The sequence below is a fragment of the Mycobacterium sp. IDUB_9 genome, from assembly GCF_055419505.1.
In genome coordinates, this window is sequence record NZ_JBVAXU010000002.1 from 792,092 (window position 1) to 804,356 (window position 12,265).

Genomic DNA, 12,265 nt, shown 5'->3' on the forward strand with positions numbered 1-12,265 from the left:
GTCCCCCGGCCGGTCCGGTGGGTGACAATGGACCGATAGTTCGGTGGACGGCGGACGGATGAGGAGTCGCTGGTGGCGGTGACGATCTCGCAGGTGCTGGCCAGCCATCCCGAGCAACTGGTGTCAGCAGCCGGTGAGGTGGCTTCGGCGGCGTCTGATCTCGACAGTCGAATCGCCCGCGAACGCATGCAGTTGACAAGGTTGGCCTCGGACTGGCGGGGTACCGCCTCCGACACTGCACAGGGCCACGCCAACGAGATGTTCGGCGATCAGGAGCTCTACCGCGACAGGCTCAAGTCGCTGCACACCGCGATGTCTTCCGGTGGTGCCGAACTCGGCGGCATCCGCACCCGGGTTTCGGATCTGGTGTCGAGTCCCGAGGCGGACCTGTTCGACATCTCCGACGAGGGCCGGGTCTCGCTGGGATGGCGGCTGAAGGCCCTGGTGGTGGCCTATCCGGTGCTGGCGTTGAAGTGGGGGATGCGGCGCCTGGCGCTGCAGACGGCCATTCAGACTGCGTTGGCCGAATTCGACGCGGCGGACAAGTCGACGGCCAACAAGATGGACCGGATCAACAAAGGCCTCGTGAAATGAAGCCTCGGGACATGGGCTGCGTGACATGAGCAGCGCAACTCTCGAGGTCGATGAACAGACGATGCGGGAGACGGCGTCCACCTTCGACACCGCGGGCCATGGCGTCAGTGGAAATCGCGCGGGGCCGGTCATCTCCGGTGCCGCCGGGGCGATGCCTGCGCTGGCAGTCGGGGCGGCGTGCGGAACGGTGGGATCCGCGCTGACCGAGCAGGCGAAGCTACTCGGTGGCGATGTGACGGTGTACGCGCAGAAGCTAGGGGTGGCCGCTGACCGTTACGAGCGCGGCGACGACGAGGCAGCCGAACGTATCGACTTCACCGGGACGGCCGAGCTGCCCGACGCCGGTGAGCATCCGCCGGTCGACGACTACGAGAAGGCGTTGCGTGATGCCGGGCTCCTCACCGGACCGGTGGTCCCGGGTTCGAAATATGCTCAGTGGCTGGAGAATGCGTCCAAGCACGGGGTGGATCCGCAGACCATGGTCGATATCGCCCGTCAGCAGAACATCACCCCGCAGTCGTTCGACGTGCTCAACGGACTGCGGGAGGTCAAGGACAAGGACGGCAAGTCGTTCTTCATCCTGCCGCCCGGCACCAGCAAGGAGGATGCGAAGAAGGCGGTGGTGATGACCTACATCCTCAACGCCGGCACCGACTACGACGCCGCCGAGGCCGGCAACGACGGCGTGCTGGGCACTGCCGACGATGTTCAGAACGATTTCGAGGAAACGCCCTACTCGGCCTCCGAGGTGCAGCGCATCATCGACCGACAGAACGCGAACTCGTGGAGCTATGACCAGATTTTCGACAAGGGCGGCGGGGGATCGTTGGCCACGACACCCAACGGCATGCTGATGGGGTTGGGCGGGCCCGTGATGGACAAGATCGGCGTCCACGGTGGGACGACCTACGGCGATGTGTTCGTGATGAACATCGACGGATCCAAGGATCCGGCGGACCAGCTGAGCACGATCATCCAATCGGGGGCCAACTGGGGACAAGATAACAGCGGTGTGCCGTTCCAGAGCACCCTCGACCTCGACCGCTTGTTGCACCACGAGGAGCGCCATTCCGAGCAGTGGGCACAGAAGGGATTCGCCTGGATGGCACGGGATTACGGATTGGGTGCGCTCATCGAACAGAAGACCGGCATCAACCCGCTGGAACGCGATGCCGGCTTGTCCGACGGGGGTTATTCGTGAGGTCCTGGCTGGCTGTCCTGTTGACGCTGCTGGTAGCGGTGGGGCTCACCGCTTGCCGAACCGAGGACCGCCGATGGTCGGATGCGCCGTCCGCCGCCCCGATGCGGCCGGCGTTCGGTGCGCGGGTCACCGACGGCAAGCTGGAGATCTGGGTGCCGCCGGGCTGCGTCGGGGTGCGGTCGGTGGAGGTCGGGTTTGGATTTGGCCCGAAGCTCGTGTTGACCGATACCTCCGGTACGGCGACTCTCGGCCGGTTCACCGTCGGTGGACCCTATCCGGGTCTGACCGTGACGGAAGCGCCGCCGCCTGACTTCGATTGGCGCACAGAGGAATATTTGTTTCTCAATGTGCAGTCCACGCCTGGGGGGTACCCCGCGACTGCTCGGACGGCTGAGGTCGTCGCCGGATCGGACAGTCACCCGGCCGACACCTTCTTCTTCGACGGCGTCGGTTGGCTCGACGCCGCGGGTGTGGCGGAGAAGGAAGGCAAGGAGTTCGCGGGGGTGTGCACGCCGCAAAAGAAGTGAGCAGTATCTGCTCGCCGGGTTGCGGCGCCGACAATTATGCTGCGTCGGTGCACTTTCGTTTGCTGGGGCCGCTGCAGGTGGTGCGTGGCGACGCGACCGTTGAGATCGGTGCACCCAAGCAGCGGGCCGTGCTGGCGATGTTGTTGCTCGCGCAAGGGCGGGTCGTCTCGGTTGACCGGCTGATCAGCGGCGTGTGGGGTGAGGATCCTCCGTCCAGTGCCACCGCCAGCCTGCAGGTCTATATCTCCCATCTACGTCGGGCATTGCGCGACGGTGCTGCGACGGCCTCGCCGATCGTGCGTCAGCCCCCGGGCTACTACCTGGACGTGCCCGCCGGTTCGGTCGACGTCGCGGTGTTCTCAGACTGCTGCGCCCGGGCTGCGGCGGCGGTGGAGCAGGAACGTTGGGTCGAGGCGCTGAGCGCCGCCGACGACGCTCTGGCGCTGTGGCGGGGAGACCTTCTCGAGGACGTGGGGGACCAGGATTGGGTCACAAGGGATGCCGCGCGCGTGCGGGAGGTGCGCAACGAATGCCTCGATCACCGGATCACAGCCCTGCTGGCGCTCGGGCGCGTCCCGGCGGCGCTGACCGCGATATCGGAATTGCGTTCAGCCGAACCACTTTCCGATCGCGGTGCGTGGCTGCACATGCTCGCGCAATACCGGTCGGGACGGGCTTCGGAGGCGCTGGAGATCTATGCCCGCTACTCTCGTGAGCTCGATGAGGAGTTGGGTCTGACACCGGGGGTGGACCTACGCGATTTGCAGACCGCGGTCCTCCGTCAGGCGCCGGAGCTCGCGGCCTGGCCCCGGTCCCCGGAGTGGAGCGGCGCCGCTGAGGTACATACCCCTGCCGCGCCGGTGGTCGAGTCTGCGGCTCCTGGTTGCGGGCGCGGGGCGCTGATCGGCCGCGGTCGCGAATTGGATATCGCCGCAGACCTTCTCGTCGATGTCCGTGCGGGCGAGACCCGGTGGCTGGTGCTGTCCGGTCCGCCGGGAATTGGAAAGACGCGCCTGGCCGAGGAGATCGACGACCGGCTCTCCTCCGATGCGGTCTGGGTGAGTTGCCCCGACGGGCCGTCGACTCCGCCGTGGTGGCCGATGCGGCAGCTGGTCCGAGGCCTGGGTGGTGACCCTGACGAGGTGCTGGAAGTGCCTGGCGACGCCGATCCCGACACCGCGCGGTTCCGCGTGTACGAGCGGGTGCAGACGCTCCTGGAGTCGGCGCGCCGTCCGCTGATGGTCGTGATCGACGATGTGCAGTGGGCGGATTCGACCTCTGCGGCATGTCTGGCCTACATCGCCGGTGCGCTGTGGGGCCACCCGATCGCCGTAATTCTCACGGTCCGCGACGGCGAACACGTCACAGATGTTGCCCGGCTGCTGGCGACGGTGGCCCGTGGTGCGGGCAACCGGCACCTGACCCTGACCGCGCTGTCATCGGAAGATGTTGCGGTACTGGTCAATCAGATCGCCGAGGACTTCGTCGATGACGCCGAGGCCAGCGTACTGACCGAACGTACCGGTGGTAATCCGTTCTTCATCTCCGAGTACGCGAGATTGCCGCGCGTCGAGCGTGACGAGATACCTGTCGCGGTGAAGTCGGTGCTCGACCGGCGGTTGGCCGGACTGCCGCCGGAGGTCGTGGGACTGGTGCGGGTGGCAGCGGTGATAGGCGACGCGATCGACGCCGACGCGGTGCCGGTGCTGGCGCGCGTGGCAGGGCTCGACCTCGACAGCCTTGCCGATCACCTCGACGCAGCCGCCGACGAACGGATTGTGGTGAGCGCCCACAACGGCGACGGCTACGCCTTCGCCCACGGACTGTTGCGCGAGCACTTGATTGCCGGCTTGCCGGCCATGCGTCGTCACCGTCTCCACTTACAGGTAGCGGATGCGTTGGCGGACAGCGCCTCCGAGGAAGCGGTGACGAGGCGTGCCCAGCATCTGGTGGCCGCCCAACCGCTGGCCGATCCGCAGGCGGTGGTAGCTGCCTGTCGGTTGGCCGCCGAGCAGGCCACCCAGCGGTGGAGTTCGGACATCGCCGCGCGGTGGTGGCAGGCGGCGCTCGACGCCTACGACCGGTTGCCGGCACCGGCGCGCAATGACGCGGAGCGCGACGAATTGACGGTGGCCATGCTCGACGCGCATTCGCGCGCGGGCCGCGGGCGTCTGGTACTGGACGCCGTCAAGCGGAATCTCGCCGAGGCGCTGCGCAGTGAGCGGGCCGACACCGCCGGGCGGGTGGCCAGTGCGCTCCTGCGTGCCAGCGGGGGTTGGCCCTGGCTGGCGCCGGGCCATGACCCCGGCCCGTTGCTGGTCTTGTTGGAGGAGGCCGCGGCGATGTCGACGGCGTATCCGGCGGCCGAGGCGCGGGTCCTGGCGGCGCTGGCAGTGGGCCGCTGCTACCACCCGGATCCCACGGTGGTCGCCGAGCATCTCGACCGGGCCGATCAGTTGGCAAAGAGCACAGGCGATCCCGACGTCATCGCCGACACGTTGATGGCCCGGCTCATCAGCTACTCGGGTGTGGCCGAATTCAGTGCCGCGACCTTCGACTGGATCGATCGCCTGAATTCGCTACAGCACAGCAGATCCCGTGAGGACACGGTGATCGCGCACTCGGTCGCGACCATGGCAGCGATGAATCTCGGCGACATCGACCTGACCGAGCGGCACCTGCGCGCCGGAATGGCGGGCAGCGAGGAACTACACCTTCCCGTGCTGCGTGCCCAATTGCGCTGGATGGAATCGGTGCTGGCGATCTGGCGCGGTGACTTCGCCGAGGCGGGCCGTCACCACGCGATCGCGGCGCGCGTGCACGAGCAGACCGAACTCTACGGCGCCGGAAGCGGTCTACTGGCCGAGGTGACCCTGCTGCGGGAGACAGGTGGGCCAGTCGGGGCGGGCCTCACCTTCGCACAGTCTGACGATGATTCCGGCGGGCGCGGGATGGAGGCGCTGGTGCACACCGCTCTGCTCACCGCCGTCAAGGGTTCACCCGCCGATGCGATTGCCCGGCTGGATGATTGGCGCGCCGAAGCGGGCCGTGGGCAGGTGTGGACCGGCCTGGGGGAGGCCGCCTGGATGGCGCACCTGGCTGTCGACTACGCGTTGGACGAGTATGCGGGCGACCTGCTCGCGGCACTGGAACCGTTCACCGATCGCGTCGCGATGATCGGGCAGGTAGGGCACGCGGGGCCGGTGGCGCTGGCGACCGCCCGACTGCACGCGCTGCGGGGCGATCACCGGCGGGCGCTGGTGGATCTGGCCCTGGCCGAGGACATCGCGGACCGCACCGGGGCCAAGCCCACCCAGCTGCGGTGTGCGCTGTTGCGGTGCCAACTCGACCCGGAACTCGACGGGGACGGCTCGGCGCGGCGTGAGGCGGCGCGCAAGCTGGCTGCCGAGGCTGAGGCGGTGGGCATGGTCGGGCTGGCGGCCCGCGCGCTGACGCTGGCGTGACCGGGGGCTTGCCGCGTTCTTGAGCCGGCCGCCAAGTGAACGCCAAGCGGTTGCGGTGATGCTGTAGGCCGACACTTCGCCCGGACTGCTGGGCTGCATTCTGAGAGGACCCCGATGACCCTGACCGAACTCCCGCACGACGGCTTGGACGACGCGCTGGAGGGCCTCCGCGCCCACGTCGCCGCCCCCGTCGCGCTGCCGGGGGAGGCCGGCTATGAGCAGGCCACCCCGTGGAATTTGGCGGCCACCGTGGAACCGGCCGCGGTGGTGTTGGCGACGTCGGCCTACGACATCGCCAACACCGTGCGGTTCGCCTCGGCCCGGGGATTTCGGGTGGGCGTCCAGGCCACCGGCCACGGCGCCATGGCAGTCGCCTCCGACACGATCCTCGTGGTGACCTCTGGGATGACCAGCTGCACCGTGGACCCGGCAACACGCACCGCGCGGGTGGCGGCCGGAGCCACCTGGCAGCACGTGCTCGATGCGGCGACGCCGCACGGCCTGGCCGGAGTGTCCGGATCCGCGCCGGGAGTCGGCGTGGTGGGTTTCCTCACCGGCGGCGGGATCGGACCGTTGGTGCGCACACTCGGCTTGTCCTCGGACTATGTGCGGTCCTTCGAACTGGTCACCGGGGCAGGGGAGCTCTTGCGTGCCTCGCCGGAGGAGAACGCCGAGCTGTTCTGGGGGCTGCGTGGCGGCAAGTCGACATTGGGCATCGTCACCACCGTCGAGATCGAACTGCTGCCGATCACCGAGTTCTACGGTGGCGCAGTATTTTTCGACGGTGCCGATGCCGCAGCGGTGCTGCGGCAGTGGGCCAGCTGGTGTGTAGACCTCCCCGAATCCGTCTCGACGTCTATTGCACTGCAACAGCTTCCGCCGCTCCCGGGAGTTCCCGAGCCGTTGGCCGGCCGGTTCACGGTGGCGGTGCGGTATGCCGCGGCGCACGTGAGGAGCGCAGACGGTCACGTCGGCGACTTCGCCAGGGCTGAACGGCTGCTGGCACCGATGCGTGCGGTCGCCACTCCGGTGCTCGACACCGTCTCGGTCTTGCCGTACGCGGCAATCGGGGCGGTGCACGCCGATCCGGTCGATCCGATGCCGACCTACGAACACCACACGCTGTTGCGGGAATTGACCCCTGAGACGGTCGAGGTGCTGTTGGGTGCGGCCGGACCTGACTCGGGCTCGGTGCAGACGATCGTCGAACTCCGGTTGCTCGGGGGCGCCTTGGCACGTGAGGGGCGCCATCGCAGCGCGTTCTGCCATCGCGACGCCGCCTTCGCGGTGAGCACCGCCGGGGTCCTGGCCCCGCCGTCCGCCGATGCCGTGGTGCCGCAGGCCGGCGCACTCATCGTGGCGCTGTCGCAGTGGTCCACCGGCGGCCAGCTCGCGAACTTCGCTCCCTCCGACGATGCCGGGCGGGCCGCCCGGGTCTACGACGAGGACACTCGGCACTGGCTGGCGGCGCTGGCCGAACGGCACGACCCGGCCGGGGTGTTCCGGTGCGGTCAGGTGGTCCGTTTCGTCGGCTGACATCCGAGTGGTTTTCGGGCCGAAAACCACCTCTGAGCACCCGATTTGGAGCTCTGGTTAAGACCCCGGTAATCTTGTATTTGCAACGCGGGGTGGAGCAGCTCGGTAGCTCGCTGGGCTCATAACCCAGAGGTCGCAGGTTCGAATCCTGTCCCCGCTACCAGTGAGAATGGCCCTCGGAGATTATCTCCGGGGGCCATTCTCTATCAAGTGGCAAGGCGGCGCGGGTGGCCATCCGGACCGCGTTACATCGTCAATGTCTCCCGCATTTCCGGCGCGAGCACGCCCGCGATCGCGTCCCAGTCCACCGTGACCGGGTAGTAGTCGCCGAGCACGTGTGCCACCGGGAGGTAGACGACGAGGCCGTCGTCGTCGGGCACCCAGTTGGCGAGCTGATCGGCGACCGGCTCTGGCACCGGCTGGTTGGCCAGCTTCTCGTCGCCGGCGATCTCGGCCTTGATGCCGTCGACGAGTGCGGTCAGCCCGGCGGTCTGGTCGGTGAACAGGTCGGTGATCATGATCGGCTCGGCCGTGTGCGCGTTGGTCACCGTCGTCGATACCGCGTTGAACGGATGCGCCGCATGGTCGACGAAGATGTTGACAAGGAGCACGCCGGCCACCGCGCCGGTGCCGATGTGGGATACCTCGCTGCGGTCGTCCTCACCGAGGACCCCGGGCGCGATGGTGACCGGGGCGTTGTCCTCGGTGGGCTTGAGGTAGTCGTCCAAGGCGGCGCGCATCCCGGTGTTGAACTTGTTGCGCACCGCGGTGTTTCCGCCGCGCAGCTGCGGGAGGTCTACCTGATAGGTGACGGTTCCCTCGGTGCCCTTGACGGGTTCGATGAAACCCGTGAACGCTGCGGCGTCAGCGGTCCCCGACGCGCTCGTGGTGATCGTCGGGGCCGGGTCGCCGGTGGTTTCCGGATTACCCGGACCGTCCGAATTGCACGCCGTCGCGGCGCTGATCACCGACGTGACGGCCAGCACCGACGCCAATCTGCGTATCACCGTTGACTCACCCATTTTTCGACCCTAGACGGGTGAAGTGGGGACCGCCGTCAAATCACATGGGGCGCTATGAGAGTGGTGGCACCCAACACCAACACCCCGATCAAGAACGCGACGACGGTAAAGCCCATCACCTGACGGACATTGAGTTTCGCGATCGCGAGTAGTGGCAGCAGCCAGAACGGCTGGATCATGTTCGCCACTCCCTCGCCGACGGCGACCGCCATGGAGATCAACCCCAGATACGCCGGCGACTGCTGACCGATCGCCAGCGCCGAGTCGACCGCTATCGGGCCCTGCACCGCCCAGTGCCCGCCGCCCGAGGGCACGAACAGGCTGATGATCAACGAACCGATGAAGGTCAGGAACGGCAGCGTGTGCTGCGTCGCGCCGCTCACGACAGCCTCGGCCAGCAGCGTCTGCAGCGGCTTGGTTCCCTCGCTCGCGTGGTAACCCAGCAGGCCGACCAGACCGCCGTAGAGCGGATATTGCAGGAGCAGCGGACCGGACACCTTGGCGGCGCCGGTGAACGCCCGGATGAACCGGATCGGCGTGCGGTGCAGCAGGGCACTCGTGATCGTGAACAACATGATCATCGACGAGATGTTCAGTGCGAAACCGCTGAGGACGAAATAGGCCATGCCCGCGGCGAATACGAGGACATTGAGGATCCACAGGTTCTCCAGCCATTCGGCGAACGTCCTCTTGCCTTCCGCCGGCGGAGCCGGCAATCCGGCTTCCGACGTCTCGGCCTCCGCTTTCTCCTCGTCTTCGAACACCGCGGGGTCGGGGGCAAGGCTCTGCCTGGGCTCCATGCGCCAGATCGCGAGTGCGAGCAGGGCCAGCACGACGATCACCGACAGCCAGCTGTAGGGCTGGAAGATCGTGAGGCTCAGCGGCACGGTGATATCGGTGATCTTGTGGATCACGTTGATCGGGCTACTGGGGTCGGTGTTCGCCAGCGCGATCGACGATGACAGTCCCTGTGTCCAGACGATGAAGCCCATGAACGCCGCCGCGATGAGGTAGCCGAAGTGCGCGTCGGTGAAGCGCTTGGCGACCTGCCGGGCGACCAACGCGCCGGCCACCAGCCCGAGTCCCCAGTTCAGCAGGGACAGGACCGCGCTCACACCGAAACAGAGCAGGGCGCCCTGGACCTGGTTTTTCGGTTTCGCGGCGATGTTGACGATGGCGCGTTTGAGGATCGGCGCTTCGGCGAGCGTGTAGCCCGTCACGAGGATCAGGACCATCTGGAAGGCGAACGTGAAGATGTTCTGCGAACCCCACACACCGCCGTACCAGGCCTTGAGCATGCCGTCAGGCGTCGCGCCTTTCACCAGAAAGGCGACCAGGCCGGCGACGATGAGGGTGAGGATGACGGCGAACAGATACGGGTCCGGCATCAGGCGTTCGACATAGCGCACACACAGTGCGGTGAGGGATTGGATGACGCCACGGCGCCCGGGCTCGGTCTGCGGCGCCGTACTGGCGCCCTTAGGGTCCTCGCTCGTCGTCATCGGTCCACCTTCGCCGTTTTCGGCGCCCTGTCGGCTCCGCCATCGACCGCCATCAGGGCGGGTTCGGCACGGACTTTAGCGCCAGAACTGCCCCGTAGCGGCCGGGTCGCCATCATTTCGGGGCGAAACTGGTTTCCCTGATGTCGGGTGCCCCACCTACCCTGGGTGGCTTGCGCAGACCAAGCTCGGGGGAGACAGGGAGTGGCAATGACGACGGGCCCGAGCACGGGGGAGATCGCGACGCATCCGCGTGCCCAGTCGAGCGCCAACGTCATCATCGCGCTGTTGGTCGGCTCGGCGTTCGTGATGATCCTCAACGAGACGATCATGAGTGTCGCGCTGCCGGCCCTGATCGTCGACCTGGATATTTCGGCGAGTACGGCGCAGTGGCTGACCAGTGGCTTCCTGCTGACCATGGCCGTGGTCATCCCGATGTCGGGTTCGCTGTTGCAGCGCTACCCGGTGCGCGGCATCTACTTGGCATCGATGTCGTTGTTCTGTACCGGCACGTTGGTGGCCGCGTTGGCGCCGGGATTCGCGGCTCTCATGGTTGGACGGATCGTGCAGGCCTGCGGCACCGCGGTGATGATGCCGCTGCTGATGACGACGGTCATGATGCTGATCCCCGCCGACCGGCGTGGGCAGATGATGGGGACCATCTCGATCGTCATCGCCGTCGCGCCGGCGATCGGACCGACGTTGTCAGGTTTCATCCTGGGCTCACTGGACTGGCGGTGGATGTTCTGGATCGTGCTGCCGATCGCCTTGGCGGCGCTCGGCGCCGGTCTGGCATGGCTGCGCGTCGATGATGAGCGGGAAGATCCGACCCCGATCGATCCTGTCTCGGTGCCGATGTCGGCGATTGCGTTCGCGGGCTTGGTGTTCGGGCTGTCGCTCATGGGTGAGTCCGCTCATGGTCAGCAGTCGATACCCGCGTGGGTGCCGATGGTGATCGGTGCGGTGGCGATGCTGGCATTCGGTGCGCGGCAGATTCAGTTGCAGCGACGTGATCGCGCGTTCCTGGATTTACGGCCGTTCACCTACCGGCGGTTCTCGGTGTCGCTGAGCCTGGTGGTCCTCGGCTTCATGGGGCTGTTCGGCGCCATCATCATGGTGCCGCTGTATGTGCAGGACGTGTTGAAGCAGAGTGCGTTGGTCGCCGGGTTGGCGACTCTGCCCGGCGGGCTGTTGATGGGGTTGGCCGGCCCGCTGGTCGGGCGGGCCTATGACCGTCACGGCGCCCGTCTGCTGGTCGTACCTGGATCGGTGATGCTGAGCGTGTCGCTGTGGGGTTTCACGCTGCTGTCGGCGGCGTCGCCGGTGTGGGAACTGGTTGTCCTGCAGTCGGTCATGATGCTGGGCTTGTCGATGATGTTCACCCCGTTGATGACTGACGCACTCGGAGTCCTGCCTGACCGGTTCTATTCACACGGCAGTGCCATCCTGACGACGCTGCAGCAGGTTGGTGGCGCGGCGGGAACCGCGCTGTTCGTGACGGTGATGACCAAGGCATCCCACTCGGGTGGGGCCCCGGATCTACCTGGCGTGCATGCGGCCTTCATGGCTGCCGCGGTGATCAGCGTGCTCGCCGTGATCGGGTCGTTCTTCACCGCGCCGCGGCCGAGCCCGGCAGGCGGTACGCCGACACACTAGGTCGGGCACAATCGAACCCGTGCAGAAAGTCGTGATCATCACCGGGGCGGGCAGTGGCATCGGCCGTGCAACAGCCCAGGTGCTGTTGGACGCCGGGCATCAGGTGGTGCTGGCGGGCCGTCGTGCCGAGCCGCTGGTCGAGGCCGGCGGTGGGCGCCCGAACGCCCGCGTCGTGCCTACCGACGTCACGGATTCAGCCTCGGTGGGTGCGCTGTTCGGCGACGCGGTGTCGACGTACGGCCGGGTGGATGTGTTGTTCAACAACGCGGGGGTGTTCGGACCGTCGGCATCGGTCGCCGACATCACCGACGAGCAGTGGCACGCCACGTGGCGCACGAATGTCGACGGTGCGGTGTTCTGCGCGCGGGAAGCCGCTCGCGTCATGGCCGCCCAATTGCCCAGGGGCGGGCGGATCATCAACAACGGATCGATCTCGGCGCACCGGCCCCGTCCCAAAAGCCTGGCCTACACCGTCACCAAACACGCGATGAGCGGGTTGACCGCGTCAATGTTGTTGGATCTGCGCGATATCGACATCTGCATCACCCAGATCGACATCGGTAATGCCGCCACCGACATGACCGCAGGATTCAGCCACCAGACTCTGCAGGCTGATGGAAGTCTCGCGGCTGAGCCGACTTTCGATGTCGAGCATGTCGCACGCGCTGTGGCGCATCTGGTCGATCTGCCGCTGGAGGTCTCGGTGCCGTCGCTGACGGTGATGGCGCGGTCCATGCCGTACTTCGGCCGAGGCTGACCGATCAGC

At 67.0% G+C, this 12,265-nt stretch carries 9 protein-coding genes and 1 tRNA gene; 8 read left to right on the forward strand and 2 right to left on the reverse strand.

Annotated features, from left to right (window positions below; translation table 11 throughout):
• Positions 1–72: 72 nt before the first annotated feature.
• The 6 genes from ACZY08_RS12465 to ACZY08_RS12490 all read left to right on the forward strand — a co-directional run bounded on the left by ACZY08_RS12465 (position 73) and on the right by ACZY08_RS12490 (position 7,485).
• Positions 73–594, forward strand: coding sequence for a WXG100 family type VII secretion target (locus ACZY08_RS12465; protein ID WP_463744557.1), 522 nt, complete (start codon positions 73–75; stop codon positions 592–594).
• A gap of 25 nt (positions 595–619) precedes the next feature.
• Complete coding sequence (locus ACZY08_RS12470; RefSeq protein WP_463744556.1) at positions 620–1,795, forward strand: type VII secretion target; 1,176 nt, start codon at positions 620–622, stop codon at positions 1,793–1,795.
• On the forward strand, positions 1,792–2,322 hold the full coding sequence (locus tag ACZY08_RS12475; RefSeq protein WP_463744555.1) for a hypothetical protein: 531 nt from the start codon (positions 1,792–1,794) through the stop codon (positions 2,320–2,322). Before ACZY08_RS12470 ends, ACZY08_RS12475 begins: the two co-directional genes overlap by 4 nt.
• A gap of 47 nt (positions 2,323–2,369) precedes the next feature.
• Positions 2,370–5,786: a BTAD domain-containing putative transcriptional regulator gene (locus ACZY08_RS12480; protein WP_463744554.1), complete on the forward strand. Its 3,417-nt coding sequence runs from the start codon at positions 2,370–2,372 to the stop codon at positions 5,784–5,786.
• 114 nt (positions 5,787–5,900) lie between these two features.
• Positions 5,901–7,322 (forward strand): FAD-binding oxidoreductase, encoded by a 1,422-nt coding sequence (locus ACZY08_RS12485; RefSeq protein WP_463744553.1) that lies wholly within the window; start codon positions 5,901–5,903, stop codon positions 7,320–7,322.
• Between the two features lie 86 nt (positions 7,323–7,408).
• A tRNA-Met gene (locus ACZY08_RS12490) sits at positions 7,409–7,485 on the forward strand.
• A gap of 82 nt (positions 7,486–7,567) precedes the next feature.
• Here the strand turns inward: ACZY08_RS12490 and ACZY08_RS12495 are convergent.
• Both ACZY08_RS12495 and ACZY08_RS12500 read right to left on the reverse strand, forming a co-directional pair.
• Entirely contained in the window at positions 7,568–8,344 is a 777-nt protein-coding gene (locus tag ACZY08_RS12495; RefSeq protein ID WP_463744552.1) for a hypothetical protein, read from the reverse strand.
• A 35-nt stretch (positions 8,345–8,379) separates the two neighbouring features.
• Positions 8,380–9,846, reverse strand: coding sequence for a TIGR00366 family protein (locus tag ACZY08_RS12500; protein ID WP_463744551.1), 1,467 nt, complete (start codon positions 9,844–9,846; stop codon positions 8,380–8,382).
• Between the two features lie 207 nt (positions 9,847–10,053).
• On the opposite strand from ACZY08_RS12500, the gene ACZY08_RS12505 reads away from it, so the two are divergent.
• Both ACZY08_RS12505 and ACZY08_RS12510 read left to right on the forward strand, forming a co-directional pair.
• Complete coding sequence (locus ACZY08_RS12505) at positions 10,054–11,499, forward strand: DHA2 family efflux MFS transporter permease subunit (RefSeq protein ID WP_463744550.1); 1,446 nt, start codon at positions 10,054–10,056, stop codon at positions 11,497–11,499.
• A gap of 10 nt (positions 11,500–11,509) precedes the next feature.
• Positions 11,510–12,256, forward strand: coding sequence for an SDR family oxidoreductase (locus tag ACZY08_RS12510; RefSeq protein ID WP_463745267.1), 747 nt, complete (start codon positions 11,510–11,512; stop codon positions 12,254–12,256).
• Positions 12,257–12,265: the final 9 nt, after the last annotated feature.